We start from the raw sequence: 19,454 nt of genomic DNA on the forward strand, positions 1-19,454 counted from the left end.
TGTCACACCTTGCCCGGCATGAGGCCGAACAAGCCAATCACGTCGGGCGGAAGGACCGCTTCGACGCTGACGCGGGAGATGGAGCCGGCTGCGGCACGCAGGCGAGCATGATCTTCGACGAGTTCCGCTGCCCGCTGATTGACGAAGTCCGCCAAAGGTCCAGCGAGCAGGTCCGGCAGGTCCGCCTTAGCAGCATTGATCATCCGATCTCGTGCGATCGTCGCGAGATCGGCAGTGGCCGGCGTGCTGAGCATATTTCGGACGTCTTCGCCGGCCGCCACGACGGCTTTGCCCTGGAGGGCAACCAGCGCTGCTTCTTCGGCCAGAAGAAGCCGCTCCTTTCTGGCGTGGATCGTGAGCTTGTACCGGACACGTAGCAGAGCAACTCGCGTCATCGCCGAGACCGCTGTTGTCGGCCACGCACCGACACGGCCGATGCCGAGGTCCGGAAGCGCCTCCTGATCCAGTGACGCCTCGACAAGGCTCTCGGCGAGCGAGGCCGTCAGCGGATGCGTTCTCGTCAAGAGCGACGTGCCAGAGGGAGCAGGCTCCGCGGTTGCGAGCCTCACGGATTTCTCGAGACCGCGCTGTTCAAGCTTCTCCTTCAGGGTCTGCTGTAGCGCGTGAACGTGAGCGATGTAGATGTTCCGTTTCTTCTCGAGCGGGACACCGAACCGCGACATCGCGCGCTCGACGAAAAGCTTCGTATCATCCGGCGAGCCGAGCAGGCTTCTGACCTTGTCCCACTCCGGCGCAACCTCATCGGGCTTCATCGCGTTCTGGGCAAACCTGGCACGCGATTTCTTCTCGTTCTCGCTGGCATCGCGCCAACGCGCTTCCATGACCTTCGTGCCATCCTCGAGACGAAGGTCGAGAGTCAGCTGCTTGTGCCCACCACGGCGGAGCATCATTGCGGACATCAGGGCGTCTGTGACCGGCCCGCGTTCGTCGGGCAGCGGAACCGTCACCCCGGTTGCCTTCCTGATTTCCTCGGCTTTCCGCAGGATCACATCGAGGACGGCACCATCGATGGCGCTGTCCGGCGAGAACATCATGATCGAGCGAACCAGCTCGGCCGGCTGGCCGAAGCGGTCCACCCGTCCTTCACGCTGCTGGTGTCGGGTCGGATTCCACGAGAGATCGTAATGTACGACCGTGTCGAAAAGCTGCTGCAGGTTGATGCCTTCCGAGAGGCAGTCGGTCGCCACCAGGATTCTCTGCGCACCTTCTTCCGCACCTTCCAGCGCCATCTCGGCAACACGATCGCGGCGTTCGTCCGGGGTCAGCTCACCAGTTACTGACTCGATGATCAGCTTTGGGAAAGCTCTCCGCAGGCCTGACTTCACGTGTTCGGCGCTGGCCAAGTACCGGCAGAAGACGACCGGGTTGGCACCGCTCTTGATCAGCGGCTTGAGCGCACCGACGAGGGCATCGAGCTTCGGATCTTTCGCTTCAACGAGATCGCCAGCCTGATCAATGAGCGCACGGAGTGCGGTATCATCCGAGAATGCCGTGCTCGGTTCGATGTCCACTGCATCTTCGTCGTCGCCGTCTTCGTCATAGATCTGCGGTTCGAGACGGTCTGCTTCGTTGGAAGCACGATTTCTCAGCGCGCTCAACGCCGCGGCGGGCGAGGAACCGACGCAGCGCATGAGAGCTAGGGTGCCCCAGAACGCGAGGCGCTGATCCCTCTTTTGCTCTCCCGCTTTCGAGACCACCTCGAGGCAATAGTCCAGAACGGCTTCCTGGAACGCCAAGTGCTCGGGCGAGAGCCGGTAGGCATGCTCTGTGGTTTCGTGTTTCGGGAATGATCGGTCCTCGTGCCAATCGCCCTCGACGAGGTCCACACGACGCCGCTGGACAAAGTGCCTTGCAAGGCGCTCTCGGTATCTCGCGCTTTCGAAGTCCAGCGTGGCGAAATCCTGGTCAATCAGTGAGAGCAGTCGCGCAAATGCTTCCTCGTCGCCCGAATGCGGTGTGGCCGTGAGCATGATGAACCGGCGCTCCGCGTCCTTCGCGAGCCCTTGTAGCAACTCGAAACGCTGCTGCTTTCCTTTGTGGGTGCCGACACAAGCGTGGGCTTCATCAACGATCACGAAGTCGGGACAGGCTCGGGCGAATCCCTCACGGCGCTTCTCGGCCTTGATGTAATCAAGGCTGACAACCGTGTAGGGATAAGCGTCAAAGAGGGTCTGCGCGAGCGGCAGATTTCTCTCGAGGCGTGCCGCGGTACCGGAAGTCACCGCGACAGCGTCGATTCCGAACCGATCCTTGAGCTCGATGATCCATTGATCCACAAGGTGGGGCGGGCAGAGAACCGAGAATGCATCGACTTCGCCGCGGTCCATGAACTCCCGCAGGATCAAGCCCGCTTCGATGGTCTTGCCGATACCGACATCGTCAGCGATCAGCAGCCGAGGCACTTGGAGCCTGAGTGCCATAAGCAGTGGCACAAGCTGATATGTGCGAGGTTCGAATGCGAGCTGCGCGGCAGATCGGAACGGGCCGGCGCCGCGGCGAAGTGTGAGCCGCAGTGCGTCCGCCAAGAGCGCAGCCTTGGCTTGGACAGTAGTGCGCGCGCCCTCGGGGAGGTCGAACCGCGCCGCTTCGACCGAAGCGATTTCCAGTGTAGGATCCAGGACAACAATGTCGTTTTCGTTTCCCGACAGCGGCCGAAGCGCAAGAACCCCCGCGCGTGGCGCAGGGAGGGCCACCCATTCTCGGCCGCGAGCCCGAACCAAATCGCCAGGTGAGAAACTCAGCACGATATTCACCCTTTCAATAGATCAATTAGCTGCTCAGGGACGCCGGCCTCGGTTGATGATGGCAAAGCGACGAGTTCCCAGCCTTTGTTGGTGGCTTCATTGGCCATGTCTGCGGAAACCGCCTCGCTCGTTGCGGCGACAAAGTGCCCGCGCCATACGAATTCGGCTTCCGCGCCGGCGAAGCTGAGGCCGATGGTGTCGACCTGCGGGAGACCAGCAGCCTCAAATGCCTTCAGCCACGGCGACGACGCGCCGTCTGGCGCGGCCCGCCGCTCAAGGACCGTTCGGCCGCGCGCAAGGTCAACCAACAGCTGGGTAACCTCCTCGCTGCCGCGGTCGATCTGCTCATGGTCCGGCTGGTTGAAGTACGACAACAGGCAGCGGTAGCACCCTCTGACGCAGGCATCGTCGGCCTTCTCGGTCAGCAGGCTAGCGTCTCCGCTTGCGACCGCCGCGTCGATGTTCTCGAAGTGCATGAGCCCGAGTGTTGTCCGCGCGACCTCGCTGATCGCTTCTGGCTTATCCATCAGGCGCGTAAGAACACCGGCCCCTCCCTCCGTGGCTTCGTAGGCAAGGATGGCGCGGCGGTTGTCGCGAGCTGGAAGCGGCTCGCTTAGGATCTCGCCTTCTTCAAGCTGGTAGACGACCTCGATCCCCCGCAAGAGCGCATGCTGAACGGTGGTGATCGTGCTTGGGTCGAAGTCTTCCGGTTTCTTGAAGCGGAACAGAAGCGCGTTCTTGCGGTCCCTGACGATCGGCACGATCCGCACTGGCTTGACTACATCGGGCGGAGCGTCGGTCTCCGCATCCTCGTCCTCAGATTTTGCCCAGTAGCCTGTGCGGGGATCGATATTGAAGCCGAAGACCGTCTGGTCCTTTCGGCGCTTCAGACCCTTGTTCAGACGACGAATCTCGGCGCTGTTGGCGTACTGCAGTGCGAGCAGAGAAGTCTCGCCGCATTTGAATTCCGCGTTCGTGACCTGTAATTGATCGTCCTTCTTCGGCCACGAAAATACGGTCTGGATATCGAAGCCCTGCCGGACGCGCTCTTCATCGTTCGCGGTGATGCGCTCAGTAGGTGCGGCTTCCACATTGTCGATGCGGAGCGTGCGCTTGATGGGCACCTCTCCGGCCATATGTGTGTCGCAGCCATGGCAGCGCTCTACCTCTCCTTCGTGGCAGGCTCCGCAGTTGGCGCAAATGTAGATGTCCTTGGTCGCGAGCTCCGATCCGTCGCCCTCGCGAACCTCGGGAGGTAGCTTTGCCTTCATTACCCGGTAGGCGCGACCTTCGTGGTAGATCAGGCTTCGCGGTCCAAATTCCGATATCGCAAGAAAGCGCGCGCGAGAGAGGAACGAGCCGGTCTTTCCCTCGCCCGGCACGAAGGCGTAGAGCGGCAGGCGTGGGAAATTATAGCCGGGCAGGAAGCCCTCCGTCGCGAGGTAGCGATACGAGTAGAAGTCTGATCCGTTCGATGCCTTTCCTTGCTCGAGGATCGCAATCTGGTCGCTGGCCTGCATCTGGGCCGCCTTGATCTTGCGGCGGTCGCCGGCCGAGAGACCTGTGATTTCCGAACGGGCGTTGGCTTCGGCCAGCTGCGTGCGCGCTGAATTGTAGAGCTCACGCCAGCGATCGAACGCGCGGTCGAATTCCTTCGGAGCGTTCATTGCTACATGAAGTACAAACTCTTCCGGGTCCTCCATCCAAACAGGTAGCGCCCCTTGGTCGGCAGCCAGGATCTGTTCGAGTACTCTATGCATCGGAGCGCGCGCGCGGGAGACAAGATCGGACTTGGAAATGGTGGTAAGGATCTCTTCCTTGAGCGGATATCGGTCACCACCAAGGTCGAGGATATCCGGGATATCCGGTTTAAGAGCGAGACGGCTCTCAGCAAGCCAGACCGCATGCAGGTGCGAACGCACCAGTTCCTCGTTCGTGATGTCCAGCGCAGGCGGCCGCACGACACCCGCCACCATGTCATTGCGACGCTCGAAGAAGTACTGGTCGTGTGGAGAGCCCGATGCGCAGTACGTCACCACAACCGCTGCCTGGCCAGACCGGCCCGAGCGGCCAGCACGCTGTGCGTAGTTGGCGGGCGTCGGGGGGACGTTCCTGAGATAAACTGCATTGAGCGCCGAGATGTCGACCCCAAGCTCCATGGTCGGCGAGCAGAACAGCGCTGGAAGGAACTGGTCGGATTCACCGGTGGTCTTGATTTCGGTCCGATACTCGGAGGTGCTGAGGTTTTCGAGGTCGTCGTCTTCGTACCTGAACCGCCACTCACGCCATTCACGCTGCCTTTGGGAAACCTGCGCGGTATGCTCGCGCCCCTCCAACCCCCAATAGGCGCTGTGACCCGATGCCAGATCGTCCGCAATCGATGCGTACAGATCGTGGAAGTATCTGTTTCCCCGCTGGCTCTCGTCGGAAAGCGCGGGCCCGGGTACAAGGCGGACGGCGGAGGGCGTCAGCCGCCAACCTACGAGATCAGCGTCGAGCTCAACCGGGACGATCAAGCCCTCATCTGCGAGCAGCTCAAGTAGGCGCGAGAAGAACTCAATGTAGTGATCCCGCCCGAGCTTCGCGCCCAGCACGCTCTTCTTGTTGATTAGCCGCGCAATGCGCGAGTTATGGCCGGCGCGAAGAAGGGTCTGTTCCTCACGAAGACCCACGGCGTTCTTTCCGGGTGCACGCAGAAGCAGCGACGACCGTCCGCGCGGTTTCTCCTTGGCATCTATCGCCCACGGAGCGCGCAACAGCGAACGTGATTTCTGCGCGACACCGTCCAGAACAGTCAGATCCAGGGCTTCCGTACTGACGGCCAGCCCTTCGAGCATTGCGCCCAGCACGCTCGCAAGCAGCAGGGCTCTCTGCTCTTCTGCTTGATCGCCGAGCTCGGGCAGGACTGTCATCAGCCTTTCCCGGTCTGATGCCATGTCGGCGACGCCGACGAACTCAACATCGAGAAGCTTCAGAACGGAGAGGCTGGGGTTGGTGTAGCGCCAACCCCTGCGGAGGTCAGTCCACACTCGGTGAGCCAGAACCTTTGCGAGTGCGCGCTGGGCATCTTCCCGAATGACAGCGCCAGCCGATGGGTCGAGCATCCAATGAGCACGCGCGTCCTTGTTTGCAGACGTGAAGCCGAGCGCCTTGACGACGCTGAGACCGAACTCATCCTCGGTCAGCCCATCGGGGCCTGCTGCCATTATCGCCCGCAGAATGGCCCCACGCAGAAGGCTCACGAACAGAAAATCGTTGAAGTGGCCGGACTGAAGCGCCGCGTCTTGTCGATTGTCCGTAAACCCTAGCAGCTTGCGCTTTGTCTTTGGAACACCGCTCGTCGGCTTGTTCATCCACTCGAGAGCACTGGACACGAGAAGGGTCGTCGCGGAGCTCCTCCCTTCGCCAGAGAGGCCCGCCAGCTTACTGCGCTCACGCATCCCCTGGTTAGGCTCGTCCTTGCAGCAGAGGCAGAATGCAAACTTTCCAGGGATGAACCAGAACTCTCTCCCGCCGGCGCCATGGCGACCGTCTGGCGTCACGACATAGGAGATGGGTACGCGCTTCTTGCGATAGGACCGCAGCCGCTCGATGCCGTTGCGCTCTTCGAGCCAGCTCTCCGGGTAGCCGTTCAAGTCGCCATCGAAGGCGAAATCAGGATCATTGTCTGGAGCCGGGCAAAGATATCCCGCCACATCATCGTCGTCTTCGGTTTCCAGCGGCGTATCGTCGATATTGCGGGGAAGAAACCTGATGTGCCCGTCATCCTCGCTCTCGGTGACGATGTGGTATTCGTGTCCGCAGTTCCTGCAGAAGCGTGTTGGGTAAAGCCGGTTACCCCGAGCATTGGGATCTTCGAGCTGGCCCTCGAACAGAACGGTGCGCGGCTTGTCCGTAAGCGTTGTGAAGATCTCACCAGCGCCGGAGATGAATCTGTGCAATTTGAATGCCAGGAACGCTCCGTCCCCCGTCCCACCGCGCTGATCTGCGGGAAGGCTTACCAGCGTCAGGAAGCCTTCTAGCTGTGTCCGACAACGCTCCGCGTCGACCCCACTGTCGTCGGCCAATCGTCTGACGGCGTCCTCGAAGGGGATGGGCTTCTTTCGTTTCAGCTCCAAGCCGTCATCGAGTCCGAGCGCAAGCTCCGCCCATACCGCGAGCGGGTGTTTTCTGAGCTGCTCGTCGTCCAAGCTCGCCGGGAGAGGCTGTCGCACCGCGTCAGCGAGTGCGGCGGTCGCTTGCGCGAGAGTGATGTTGTCGTCGGTGGCCCGTTGCAGGGACTCGTCAATTACGGCATCTGGGCCGATCTCTGAGCCGAAAAGTCTGGTCGCAACTTTGGCCACGGCGACCGCTCGGCTTTCTTCGGTGCCTTCTGACGCCATCGTCGCCGATGTGCCTATGCAGATCGGAGCCTTGTCAGGGGAGCAGCGGTCGCGCAGCCGCCGAACGAGCACCGCCACATCCGCGCCTTGGCGCCCTCTATAGGTATGGAGTTCGTCGAGGATGATGAATTCAAGACCGGTCGCGTTCTTGACCACCTGAGCGTCCAGGTCGTCTTGGCGGGTCAGCAGGAGCTCCGCCATCATGTAGTTCGTGAGCAGGATATCTGGCGGATTGGCCGCGATCCGTTGACGTTCCTCTTGGCTTTCTTGCCCCGTGTAGCGTTTGACAACTGGCTTCAGGGCGTCCGGAAGCCCTGACTGTCCGATGAACTTGTCGATTTCCTTCATCTGGCTGTTCGCCAGAGCATTCATTGGATAGACGATGATCGCGCGGGTTGTTCGAGGCTTACCGGCGCGCAGAGCCCGAATGATGGAATCAACCACCGGCACGAAGAAGCACAGCGATTTGCCAGAGCCCGTGCCTGTGGTGACAACATAACTTTTTCCCGACTTCGCCTTAGCAATCGACTCCGCCTGGTGTCTGTGAAACCGCAGAGGTTTTTCGCCAAAGCGGAACACTCTGCCGGTTCCTTCGTCCAAGTCGCCGGACATGACGAGATCGTCCACCGTGGGGCCTGAGAGGTACCGCGGGTTCAACGACAGGAGCGCGTCCGGCCAAAATCGCCCAGCATCATACTGCGCGTCGATTTCTGTACGAAGATCTTCGGCACGGATGGCGCTGAAAGAACGCGAAAAACGCTCATAGGATCCGATTAGATGATGGTCAAATTCAAAGGCCTTCATGGCAGATCCTTGAAGCTACTTGCTGCTCCGCCTTGGGCAAAGATGGCTTTGCGGTTCAGAAGCACGACCTGCTGATCCTGTGGTCGCCGCGCCGCCGGATCCGTATCGAGCCCCAACCGCTTCAGCGCGTAGTAGAGGAGCGCGCGTCGCACCTTGATCCTCGCTTTGCCGCCTCGCATGCCGTAATCGAGCGCTATGGCCTTTGCCTGCGCATCCGAGAGGTCGGGGTGAGGGGCGACCTCGAGCGTGACCTCGGAATGCCACTCGTTGTCGTCGTCTGCCGACGTGTCGTTCTCCCGTGATCCTCGGATCCTGAGCATTCGAGAAAGCAGGAGGTCCTTGAAGCACTCGTCGTTCAGACAGAACGCTCGCGTGTGCCAGCGGAAGCCGTCGAACGCGATGGCATGGGGCGCGATCCAGCGCCAGCGCGGCTCGGGGCTGGACAGGGACTGGTACTTGACCTCGATCGCCTCGGACCGGCGGATGGCGCCGACGACGGAACGAAGCGTCACCGGATCGACGCCACGCACCGGCGTCGGGGCGGACGCGTAGGGCGGAAGATTGGCTATCCAGGAGTCCTCCCGGTCGAGGATCCCGTCAGAGAGTGAGCGTAGCTGCGCGAGGTAGCGGCTCGCGTCGGGCTCGAGGAACTGCGCCTTGAAGTCCGAGCCGCGGACATAAGTCCGCGCGCTCTTGTCGTAGACCATGTTCTCCGGTGCGAAGCCAATGTAGCGGTTCAGGTCGGTAGACGCCTGGTTCACCGAGACCCCGAACTGGTCCATCAGATCGCTGCGGTTCAAATGTCCCTCCCAGAACAGGCGGAACTCGATGAACTCAAGGCGTTGCTCGACGCCCCAGCGAAGTTCCGACCTGTCGTTTTCCATTACGCTCCCCGGCTCGGGCAGTGCGCACCCTAACTATGCGCGCCCATTTTCTGGGCCTAAGCCGAGGCTAGCCGAGCCGGGGATGTGGCGCAATCGAAATGCGTCGCAAATCAGAGCTTTGGAGCGGTGCGCCAGGTCCGGGGGACGAGGCCGGGGTCAGTAGGCAGGGACGCTCTGATCGGACGTCGCGTTCATTACGTCGCGCTCGAAGGCCTCGACATCGGCGATGCGGTAGACGACGCGCCCTCCGATCTTCATGCACACAGGTCCTTCGCCGGCCCACCGCCACCGCTCCAGGGTGCGGTGCGAAATGGTCCAGCGCTCCGCCAGTTCTTTCTGGTTCAAGCAAGTTGGTTTCATCATCGTCTCCTTCTTCACAACTCACAGCGGTTGCAGAAGGACGAAGGCGTGAAAGAAAAAGAGAGGCAAGTCAGTGTCTTGAGGCGCTGTGCGCAAAGGCGCCGCGGCCGCGCAGTGCCGTCAACGCACCCAGCGAGAGCGAGAGAAAGCAAGCGTATCGGACGCTATTCCCAGAGGAACGTGGCAGGTGGCCGGCATTCGACCCTGCCCACTGAGCGGAGTTTTTGCGTATCGCTTTCCCTCCGACTTCGCGGGACTACGATAGGATTCACAGCAATAACCGATGGCTACGATTCCCTTTAGAATCATGCGTTTGAAAGTCTCGGTCGGACACTTTGCTCCTGCTTTGTATTTGCTTTGATCGTGTTCTGTTCAGCCGCAACCGAGTAGTAGCGAGAAGAATTGGCGGGGGTGGGCGTGCCGAAGTTGCCCGGCCTTCGACACGCCCCGACGAAACGCAGCCACGCGGGTCTGTGCGGTCGGCGAAAACTCTAGCCAGCCTGGTGGGTCCCGAGCGGGTTCGCCGCCATCACCACCGACGCGCTCGATCGGGCCTACCGTCCGGCGTCTCCCCGCAACCTCGATCACTTTGGAGCCCAAGCGCGGGCCGTTGGGGATGACGATCTGGACGCCTACTGAGTGACGCACCTAGACGATCTGGCGCAGTTGGCACGGCCAACGTCATGTGAGACTAGTAAGTCACACGCACACCGGCTAACCGTCGTGGTGCAATCAATCAGAAATCTTAATGGGACAGGTTGAGCATGTTCGGGCTCTTTAAAAAGAAAGACAGTGACAAGGATCGGGTGAAGACTGCAATTCGGCGCGAGTTTGATGAAACAGTCGCCGTAGCGAGAGTTGCCCCGCTTTCAAAGCAGGCGCGGGTCGGCAAAGGTGTAAATGACGCGCTGTCGTTCTTTGATCGAGAATATACGAAAAAGGACTTCCAGGATCTATCTTTCCCGGAGCGTAAGGTTTTCCTCGACGTCCTTGCAGCCGACAAGAAGAGCTTCGCCTCAAGGACGGAGACGAATCTATCGAGCATATTGGATATTCACTCGTGTCACGATGGGTGATCGCTGTTGCCATGTGTGACAACGAACTGGTGGATCACTTTGACGATAGCTTGGCCTACTTCAAGCGTGCTGCCGAAACACTGTAGAGACAGCTTTCGCCGGCCGCGTCAGAGTGATGCCAAGAAGCAGCTTATCGCAAAGTAGTCAGGGCCGAAAGCCACGATAGCTCTCCTCTTGGCTCCGGTCACGGGCTACGGAGAGGTCATTGACCTCTGGAGAGGGGTCATATCAACCATGCGGAAAGATCTATGGAAATAATTATTGGAGCAATCGTCCTCTTCTTCGTGGTAAGGTTCTTTTTTGCAATGGGACGGGCGAAAAGCACGAGCGAAAAAAACTCGTCGGATGGTAGGGAAATATACTCCCTCTGCAAGGCGCGAGGAATGGATGTGAGTGACATTCATTCTGTCGAGTACGATCCAAAGGCCATGGCGCTAGTAAAGGAGCGGCTTTCAAATATCACAAAAACAGGGCGCGACCAGGGGCGTCCGCGGAATGACATGATTGCCGACTGCATGTACGAAGTCTGGCGGAGAAAGGAGGCATCGTTCATTGTCTATTCGGTCATTAATTGGGGCGTCAGCCACGGGCTTCCCCAGTTTGATCGCTACGCAAACAGCTTTACCAAGGGTGATCCGCTTTCAATCTCTGAAGAAGATATTGAGGCGATTCAAGATCTCAGGCTCTTGAGTGCAGAGGTCGGCTTCTTCGGACGGGCCAACCCGATCACTTACATCCCTGACGAGGTGTTCTTACTGCCGAAGCTAGAATGCCTCTATTTTGGAAAGGGCGGCTACCCCGAAAACTTTTCGGTTGAGCTGGAAAGGATACCGGAGAGCATCCAACGTGCCAAAAACCTTAAGTTTCTGCACTTGCAGTACTGTGGGCTGACCGAGTTGCCGCGCCACATTTTTACGCCATGGCTGGAGGAGCTAAAGGTAGGCGGCAATGATATCAAGATCATCCCAGATGGTATTGAAAATGCCACCTCCCTTCGAATGCTTACCGCGTGGATGAACGACCTTGAATATGTGTCGGAAAAAATTGGAACCTTGAAAAACTTGAAGCGCATTGATTTCTCGGCGAATCCCAACCTCAAGCTCCCCAGTTCAATTGTAAACCTTGGGGAGATGGAGGAGATGTACATAGATGAAGATCTGCCTGGTTTGACGCCCGACCAATTGGCTTGGCTGAAAAGGAATAATAGTTTCATCCGCAAAGTTGAGGAAGATGACGAGATACCATTTTAAGCGGGTTCAAGCTTCTGTAATGGCCGAGTCCCCTTGGCAGGAAAAAAGCAAGAAATTCGAGTGGGTGACGTGGAGTTCCATGTGAAGGTTGGAGCCAGCGCAAATGCGCGCAAGCACGGGTGTTGAACAGAACCTCCTTGGATTCGCCGATTTCAGAATAGATCCCGGTCGCTACTTCCAGCAGAGTTTTCAGGCGCTCCTTTCGCTCCGCCACTTGCCCCCACAAAAGCGTTCTCCCGAAGCGGCTGCGGCCGGATTTTTCGGTTATTCTTCATGCTGATGAGAACCGAGATGGGCGCAGGCATGTACCGCAGACATCGCCTGCGCAGTCTTTCCGGCCCCACCGTCCCCTCAGCCCCTGAACCAGGTCAGACCGATCAGGCTGATCGAGGCCCGCTTCATGAAGGCCGGGCTCGTCAATCAGCGCGGATCACGAGATCTACCACGCCGCACGCGCATATCAACCGCGATACGGCGTCAGGCTCTTCACATGCGCCGCCGCCGCCTTTCGCAGCGCCTGCTGGTCCTTGGCGGATTTCCTGTGCCAGCTCGCTACCATCATCCGCATTCGATGGTTTTCGCCGAAACGTTTCTCGTGGCGGGCGATGAAATCCCAGTAGAGCGCATTCCACGGGCAGGCGCCCTCGCCCGTCCTCGCCTTCGGATCATAGACGCAATCGCCGCAGTAATCCGACATGCGGTCGATATAGCTGGCGCTCGCCGCATAGGGTTTCGTCGCCAGCAGACCGCCATCCGCATGTTGTGACATGCCGATCGTGTTGGGCAGCTCGACCCATTCATAGGCATCGGCATAGACGCCCAGATACCAGCGATGCAGCTGCTGCGGGTCGGCACCGATCAGCATGGCATAGGTGCCGGTAATCATCAGCCGCTGGATATGGTGGGCATAGGCCGTTTCGATGGTCTGGCCGATGGCCTGCGCCAGGCAGTGCATCTCGGTCTCGCCGGTCCAGTAGAAATCCGGCAGCGGGCGATCAGCGCCGAGTTCGTTGACCTCGGCGTAATCCGGCATTTTCAGCCAGTAGATGCCGCGAATATACTCGCGCCAGCCGATGATCTGGCGGATGAAGCCCTCGACGGCGTTCAGCGGTGCACGCCCGGCCTGATACTCTGCCTCGGCACGCGCGCAGAGATCCAGCGGTTCGAGCAGCCCGATATTCAGATAGGCCGCAAGCACCGAATGATACATCCACGGTTTATCGGTCAGCATCGCGTCCTGATAGCGCCCGAAATCCGGCAGCGCGTCGGTCATGAAGCGATCCCGCGCGGCCTCGGCCCCCTTGCGCGTGACCTGCCAGCGGAAGGGGCGCAACCGGCCGAAATGATCGGGGAAACGGTCCTCGACCATCGCCAGCACCTCACGGGTGATATCGTCATCCGCGCCTTCAGGCGGTGCGGGCAGGAACAGATCGTCCCTGGCCGGCTTGCGGTTCTCGGCATCGTAATTCCACTTGCCACCCTCCGGCTTGTCCCCGTCCATCAGCAGCCCGGTGCGCTTGCGCATCTCGCGGTAGAAATGCTCCATCAGCAGGATCTTGCGGCCGTCGGCCCAGTCGGCGAAATCCTGATGCGCGCAGAGAAACCGCTCATCCTCCCGGATCATCACCGGCAGGTTCAGCGCCTCTTCCCAGCCCTGCATCTCGTCCCACAGCCGGTATTCTCCCGGCTCGGTCACGACGAGGGTTTCGGGGTCATGCGCCCTGATCGCCTCGGCCACGGCGGTTCGCAGGTCGGGAACGTCCTCGCGCAGCTCGCGGTAATCGACGCGCCAGCCCGCATCGCGAAGTTCGCCTGCATGGTGGCGCATCGCGGCAAAGACGAGTGCCAGCTTTTGCTTGTGGTGGTCCGCATAGCCCGCCTCGGCGGCGACCTCGGCCATGAGGATCACGTCCTGCGCCTTTTCGGCCCCTTTCAGCGACGAGATCTGCCGCGAAAGCTGGTCGCCGAGAATCAGGATCAGCCGCCGTGTCATCGTACGAGGCGTCTGGTCAGCCGCAGCGAAAGCGCATAGGGCAGCATCTGCATCAGCTTCAGCGACAGGGTCAGGCGGCGCGGGAAATGCACCTCGAACCCGCCCCGGTCCAGCCCCGAGACGATGGCCCGGGCGGCTTCTTCGGGCTGGATGATCGCGGGCATGTCGAAATCATTCTTCTGGGTCAGCCGCGTATCGACGAAACCGGGGCTGATCAGGCGGATATCGACATCCGGCGCCAGCTCGGCCCGCATCGTCTCGGCCAGATTGGTCACCCCCGCCTTGGTCGCGGAATAGATCTGGCCCTGCGGCAGGCCGATATAGCCCGCAACCGAGCCGGTCAGGGCAAGCTGCCCGCCGGTTTTCAGCAGCGGCACGGCGCTGCGGGCGAAGTTGAAGCTGCCGGTCAGGTTGACGGTGACGATCTGCGCCGCGCGATCGGCGTCGATCTCCATCACCTTGCCCGGATCATAGAGCGCGGCGAGCGTCACCGCCCGGTCGAGCGGGCCGCCCGCGCGGATCGTCTCGGCGGCGCGGCCCAGGCTGTCGCGGTCGGCGACGTCGCAGGGCACGATTTCCGCCCCGCCCAGCGTTGTGGCCAGATCGGCCAGCTTGTCCTCGGACCGCGCCGAGAGGATCAGCTTCGCGCCGCGCTGCGCCCAGGCCTGCGCGAGTGCCGCGCCGATGCCTTCCGAGGCGCCCATGATCCAGATGCGTTCGTTCATATCGCGCCTCGCTTGTGAATGAAGAGGAGAAGAATGACGGCAACGCCCCGCAGCAGCAGCGGCAGCCCCGCGTAAAGCAGCAGCAGCGCGCGCAGGGCAGCGGTGTCATTGGGCTCGGCCGGCCGGAACCCGGCCAGTTCCAGCAGCGGCAGCGCCACCGCGCCCGCCAGTGCGAGGGCCGCTTTGGTGAGAAAGCCGAGCGCCGCATAGGCGCGGGTGGCAGCAGCGCCGGTCTGGGTGGCCTCGATCCGGTCCGAAAGGATCGCGGGCGGCAGCACCAGATCGGCGCCGAAACAGAAGCCGGTGGCGACGCAGATCGCGAAGAAAGCGGCGTTGTCGCCGGGGCCGAGCGTCAGGGCGAAGGCGAAGCCCGCAACCGACAGGATCAGCGCCCCGGTCCAGACCGGCACCGCACCGAAACGCCCGGCCAGCCGCCCCGCAATCGCGGCCCCCGGCAGGGCGGCGGCGAAATAGGCCAGCAGGAACAGCCCGGCAAGCGCCTCGGCACCCAGCAGATCACGGACCAGCATCAGGATCAGCGCCGCCGGGAACGCCGCCGACAGAAGCACGATCGCAGCGATGGCATAGAAGGGCAGCAGCGCGCGCCAGTCGGGGCGGGCATCGGGCGGCGTCGTAACCTCGAGCCGCGCCGTCTCCAGCCAGCGGCGGAACAGCGGCAGCGTGGCCAGAAGCGTCACGATCAGCACCCCGGCCAGCACCAGCAACGCCGCCTGCCGCCCGATCACCGGGGCAAGCGCCGAGGGCAGCACTACGGCCAGGATCAGCCCGGCCAGCCCGAACCCCTCGCGCGCGGCGCTGATCCGGGATTTCTGCGCCGGATCGCGCCGCCAGAGCCCGCCAATGGTCAGCAGGTTGACCGAGATCAGGCTATGCCCGAGGCTCGCCACGGCCAGCGTCACGGTGAACCATGCCAGCACAGGCACCGGCGCGGGCGCAAACAGCGCCGCGACCCCCGCGCCCAGCAGAACCGCCCCGACCCCGATCAGCGCGCCCCGCGCCTGCGGCCAGCGATCCCCCGCCCAGCCCGCCAGCGGATCGAGCGCCGCATCCAGCAGCCGCAGCCAGAACAGCGCAAGCCCGAGTGCTGTCAGCGGCACGCCGCGCTCCGCAGCGAAAAAATCGGGCGCGTGAATGTAGAGAGGAAGACCTCCGAAGGCGAGCGGCAGGGCCAACACGGCATAGGCCGCCAGGTCGCGTCGGCCCGGATCGTCGGAACCGAACCTCCCCGCCGCAACCCTTGGGCTGTCGGGCGCGGCGGGGCCGTCAGGCATGGGCCAGCCGGTATTGCAGAACGTCGGTGCGCCCGACCTCGAACGAGGCCACGCAGGCGGCAAGATAGAAGCGCCAGACCCGGATGAACGACTCGTCAAAGCCCATTTGCAGGATCTCGGACCGGCACGCATCGAAGCGCTCCAGCCACGCGCTCAGCGTGCGGGCATAGTCGCGACCGAAGCCGAAACTGTCCTCGACCCGCAATCCGGCGCGCTCTGCCTCTGCCCGGAACCGTCCGGGAGAGGGCAGCATGCCTCCGGGAAAGATGAAGCTGCGGATCATGTCGCCGCTCTTCCGGTAGCGCTCGAAATAGCGATCGGCAACGGTGATGGTCTGGATCATCGCGCGGCCCTGTCGGGACAGCGTGTCGCCCAGCTTGCCGAAATAGACCGGCCAGAATTTCTCGCCGACCGCCTCGAACATCTCGATCGAGACGATATGATCGTATTTCCCTTTTTCGTCGCGATAATCCTGCAAGGCGATCTCTGCCCCCGGTCCCAGCCGGTCGCGCGCGTAATCAGCCTGCTCGGTCGACAGCGTCAGCCCCTTCGGCGCAAAATCGCCCCGTTCCAGCGCGCGTTCCGCGAAGCCGCCCCAGCCGCAGCCGATTTCCAGCAACCGGCCCGAGCCACCGCCCAGACCGTCGATGATCCGGTCGTATTTGCGCCGCTGCGCTGTCTCCAGATCGTCGCCCTCGGCGAACAGCGCCGAGGAATAGGTCATCGTCTTGTCCAGCCATAGTCCGTAGAAATCATTGCCCAGATCGTAATGCGCCGAGATATTGCGCCGCGAGCCCGCTCGGGTGTTGCGGTTGAACAGGTAAAGCAGCCGCATCGCCATGGCATGGACCGGCTTGCCGTAGATATAGCGGTCCATCACCTCTTCATTCATCAGCGCAAGCGTCAGCAGCGCCGTCAGGTCGGGCGTATCGCACCATCCGTCGCGATAGGCTTCGGTCAGCCCGATATCCGCCCTGGTCGCCACGGCAGGCACGGTGCGCCAGTCATGGATCAACAGCGCCGCATCCGGCCCTGGCTCGGGGCCTTCGAAGATCTTTTCGTCGCCACCCGGCGTGGTGAGGGTCAGACGTCCGCAGCGGATTCCGTCCAATGTGCGTAAAAACTCCGAACGGATCTTCTGTTCAAACATTCTTCCCCTCTGTCTGCGTGGCCTCCGACCGCGTGCGGTCGAGTTGCGGCGGTTTCGATCTGTAACGAATGCCGCGCGAAAACAGTTTCGCTGCCTGCCAATGGATCAGCCCGGTGACCTTCTGCGCCTGAAAGACATGACGCCAGGCGCTGCGGCGCAGGCTGGCGCGGCTGAGCGTCCGGGCCGGGCCGGTCATCGAGGTCTGAAGCCGCAGCTCGCCGCCTGCCCCGAACCAGTCCACCCAGGCCCCGAAGCGCCCCGGTCCCGGATCGAAGCGAAACACATAACGGCCGTCGCGCGGCAGAAAGGGCGAGACATGGAACAGCTTCTCGCCCGAAAGCCTGTGAGAGCGGGTGATCGGCGCGTTGTCGGGATTGCGGCACAGATAGACATGCCGCTCGCCGAAGGTGTTCGAGACTTCGGCCAGCACGGCCCGCAGACCGTCCTCGTCGCGCGCGAGCCAGAAGCTGACCGGATTGAAGCCGTGAAACGGGCTGCGCGGCATGGTCACCAGCGTGGTCTTGCAATGGCCAAGCCCGACCGGAACGAGTTGCTCATCCATGAAGGCCGTGAAGCTGCCGCCGTCGCGATGCCCGTAATCGCGCCGCCTGATCCGCCAGATGCCGCCCCGCTCCGGGCGCAGCGGCAGACGATCCGCCTCGAGCGGGCCGAGCGGCAGCGCTGCATAGCAGGCCCCATAGCGGAACTGGCGCGAGACATCGCCCGCGCGGGCATGCCAGATCGTCACGTCGATCAGCGCCCCGTCCCAGAGATCGGTGCTCATGCCGCGCTCGCCTGCACGGGCGCGGAGATGAGGTCTCCGGCAACCTCCCCCTGCCCCGGCAACGCCCAGGGATCGGGTCCGAGCGGCCAGTCGATTCCCATCGCCTGCGCGACGCGCAGCGCCGAAAGCAGCCCGTCCTCGTGAAACCCGTAACGTGTCCAGGCCCCGGCGTAATAGACGCCACCCCGGCCCTGGATCTCGGGCAGACGCGCCTGGGCGGCAATGGCGGCGCTGTCGAATTGCGGATGCGCGAAGATCGTCTCGTCATGGATCCGCTTCGGCTCGATCTCGGGGTTCAGCGTCACAATGAGCGGACGCGGCGTTCTCAGGTTCTGAAGCCGGTTCATCCAATAGGACAGGCTGATCGGGCGGTCCGTGGCGGGCAGATCCCCGCCGGTCACATAGTTCCACGACGCCCAGGCCTGCCGCCGCCGCGGCATCAGCCGCGGGTCGGAATGCAGCACCATCCGGTTCGGCTGAGTGCGAAGCGCGCCGAGGATCGCTGTCTCATCCGCATCGGGATCGGCAAGCGCCGAGAGCGCCTGCGGCGCGTGGGTGGCAAAGATCACCCGGTCAAAGCGCTCTTCGCCGCGCGGGCTGGCGATGATCACGCCCCCCTGCCCGTCGCGACGCACCGCGCGGACCGGGCTCGAAAGGCGCAGCTCGGTGTGGCCCAGACTGTCCAGAACCGCCTGCACATAGCGGCGAGATCCTCCGGTCACGGTCAGCCACTGAGGCTGGCCGCTGACCGAGAGAAGCCCGTGATTGTCGAAGAAACGCACGAAAGCCCCGGCCGGGAAATTCATCATATCGGCGGTCGGGGTGGACCAGATCGCGCCCGAGATCGGCAACAGGAAGCGGTCGCGGAATTCGTTGCCCAGTCGCAAGCCGCTCAGCAGATCGCCGATGCTGCCCTGATACGCGCGATGCGCGGGCGCGTGACGGTAGAAGCGCAGGATATCGCGCAGCAGCCGCCAGTGACCGGCGCTCATCAGGCACATGGGCTGCGCGAACAGCGCGCGCGTCGAGCGGGTGCCATATTCGTAACGACCGCCCCCGAAACTGGCCGAGAAGGACATGTCGCTGATTTCGAGCGCGACGCCCAGTCTTTCCAGCATCGGAATGAACAGCGGATAGGTGCGCCGGTTGCAGACGATGAAGCCGGTATCGACAGCCACCCCCTCGGCGCGCACGGTGCGGGCATGTCCGCCGGGCCGGTTCTCGGCCTCGAACAAGGTCACATCGTGATGGGGATCAAGCAGCCAGGCCGCGCCCAGTCCCGAAATCCCGCTGCCGATGATCGCGATCCGGTCTCTGCCGCTCTGGGTCACGCCGCACTCCCGCGCCTGAAAATTCCAATGCCGAAGCCATCGGCACCGGCGCAATCAGGCCGGGCGGAGGAACCCCCCGCCCGGCCCGTCATCCTATCGACAGAGATCAGCTCGCGGGGAGCAGAACGCCGTCCACGACATGGACGACACCATTGCCCGCTTCCAGGTCGGCGGCGGTCACGGTGACGGCGTCGTTGATCTTGACCATGTCGCCATCCAGGGTCAGCGTCAGGCTGCAATTGCCCATCGTGGTGACGTCATGGCTACCGTCATCATCCTCGATCATCTGGGCGACATCGGCGGCAAGCGCCTTGGTTTCGACAACGTGACAACCCAGGATCTGAACAAGCTGGTCGCGATTCTCTTCCATCAGCACCTCGTCCAGCGTGCCCTCGGGCAGCGCGGCGAAAGCGTCATCGGTCGGCGCGAAGACGGTGAACGGGCCTTCGCCCATCAGTGCCTCGCCCATTTCGGCGGTGGTCACCGCGGTTTCGAGCGTGGTGTGGTCTTCCGACTCCATGACGATGTCGGCGACGGTTGCGGGCATTTCCGCATCCGTCGAGTCGCTGGTCTGGGCGATGGCTGCAACGCCGGTCATGGCGAAAGCAGCAGTAAGTCCGATCTTGAAGAAATTCATGATAACCTCCTTTGATGGTCT

Annotated in this window: 13 protein-coding genes; 2 read left to right on the plus strand and 11 right to left on the minus strand. The window is 62.2% G+C overall.

Translation table 11 applies throughout. The annotated features are described in order from the left end of the window. Nucleotides 1–2 precede the first annotated feature (2 nt). The 4 genes from PAF18_RS06420 to PAF18_RS06435 form a co-directional block, all read right to left on the minus strand. On the minus strand, nucleotides 3–2,774 hold the full coding sequence (locus PAF18_RS06420; RefSeq protein ID WP_271117772.1) for a DEAD/DEAH box helicase: 2,772 nt from the start codon (nucleotides 2,772–2,774) through the stop codon (nucleotides 3–5). After that, entirely contained in the window at nucleotides 2,771–7,951 is a 5,181-nt protein-coding gene (locus PAF18_RS06425; protein ID WP_271117773.1) for a DEAD/DEAH box helicase, read from the minus strand. The genes PAF18_RS06420 and PAF18_RS06425 overlap by 4 nt, the downstream gene beginning before the upstream one ends. After that, entirely contained in the window at nucleotides 7,948–8,835 is an 888-nt protein-coding gene (locus tag PAF18_RS06430) for a BrxR family helix-turn-helix transcriptional regulator (RefSeq protein WP_271117774.1), read from the minus strand. The genes PAF18_RS06425 and PAF18_RS06430 overlap by 4 nt, the downstream gene beginning before the upstream one ends. Before the next feature lie 156 nt (nucleotides 8,836–8,991). Then, the gene (locus tag PAF18_RS06435; protein ID WP_289624980.1) at nucleotides 8,992–9,180 is read right to left on the minus strand and encodes a helix-turn-helix transcriptional regulator; all 189 of its coding nucleotides are present in this window, start codon (nucleotides 9,178–9,180) and stop codon (nucleotides 8,992–8,994) included. A 779-nt stretch (nucleotides 9,181–9,959) separates the two neighbouring features. Here PAF18_RS06435 and PAF18_RS06440 point away from each other — a divergent pair. Then, nucleotides 9,960–10,271, plus strand: coding sequence for a hypothetical protein (locus PAF18_RS06440; RefSeq protein ID WP_271117776.1), 312 nt, complete (start codon nucleotides 9,960–9,962; stop codon nucleotides 10,269–10,271). Between the two features lie 248 nt (nucleotides 10,272–10,519). Next, entirely contained in the window at nucleotides 10,520–11,521 is a 1,002-nt protein-coding gene (locus tag PAF18_RS06445; RefSeq protein ID WP_271117777.1) for a leucine-rich repeat domain-containing protein, read from the plus strand. 460 nt (nucleotides 11,522–11,981) lie between these two features. On the opposite strand, the gene PAF18_RS06450 is transcribed toward PAF18_RS06445, so the two are convergent. From PAF18_RS06450 to PAF18_RS06480, 7 genes are all read right to left on the minus strand, one after another. Further along, nucleotides 11,982–13,514 (minus strand): cryptochrome/photolyase family protein, encoded by a 1,533-nt coding sequence (locus tag PAF18_RS06450; protein WP_271117778.1) that lies wholly within the window; start codon nucleotides 13,512–13,514, stop codon nucleotides 11,982–11,984. Further along, nucleotides 13,511–14,239 carry an SDR family NAD(P)-dependent oxidoreductase gene (locus PAF18_RS06455; protein WP_271117779.1) on the minus strand — a complete coding sequence of 243 codons (729 nt, stop codon included), beginning with the start codon at nucleotides 14,237–14,239 and terminating at the stop codon, nucleotides 13,511–13,513. The genes PAF18_RS06450 and PAF18_RS06455 overlap by 4 nt, the downstream gene beginning before the upstream one ends. Next, complete coding sequence (locus tag PAF18_RS06460) at nucleotides 14,236–15,531, minus strand: MFS transporter (RefSeq protein ID WP_271117780.1); 1,296 nt, start codon at nucleotides 15,529–15,531, stop codon at nucleotides 14,236–14,238. The genes PAF18_RS06455 and PAF18_RS06460 overlap by 4 nt, the downstream gene beginning before the upstream one ends. Next, nucleotides 15,524–16,681: an SAM-dependent methyltransferase gene (locus PAF18_RS06465; protein ID WP_271117781.1), complete on the minus strand. Its 1,158-nt coding sequence runs from the start codon at nucleotides 16,679–16,681 to the stop codon at nucleotides 15,524–15,526. The genes PAF18_RS06460 and PAF18_RS06465 overlap by 8 nt, the downstream gene beginning before the upstream one ends. Beyond that, nucleotides 16,674–17,465, minus strand: coding sequence for a DUF1365 domain-containing protein (locus tag PAF18_RS06470; RefSeq protein WP_271117782.1), 792 nt, complete (start codon nucleotides 17,463–17,465; stop codon nucleotides 16,674–16,676). Before PAF18_RS06470 ends, PAF18_RS06465 begins: the two co-directional genes overlap by 8 nt. Next, the gene (locus tag PAF18_RS06475; RefSeq protein WP_271117783.1) at nucleotides 17,462–18,796 is read right to left on the minus strand and encodes an NAD(P)/FAD-dependent oxidoreductase; all 1,335 of its coding nucleotides are present in this window, start codon (nucleotides 18,794–18,796) and stop codon (nucleotides 17,462–17,464) included. The genes PAF18_RS06470 and PAF18_RS06475 overlap by 4 nt, the downstream gene beginning before the upstream one ends. Before the next feature lie 106 nt (nucleotides 18,797–18,902). Further along, the gene (locus tag PAF18_RS06480) at nucleotides 18,903–19,433 is read right to left on the minus strand and encodes a fasciclin domain-containing protein (protein WP_271117784.1); all 531 of its coding nucleotides are present in this window, start codon (nucleotides 19,431–19,433) and stop codon (nucleotides 18,903–18,905) included. Nucleotides 19,434–19,454: the final 21 nt, after the last annotated feature.

The organism is Paracoccus sediminicola (assembly GCF_027912835.1).
Lineage (GTDB): Bacteria > Pseudomonadota > Alphaproteobacteria > Rhodobacterales > Rhodobacteraceae > Paracoccus > Paracoccus sediminicola.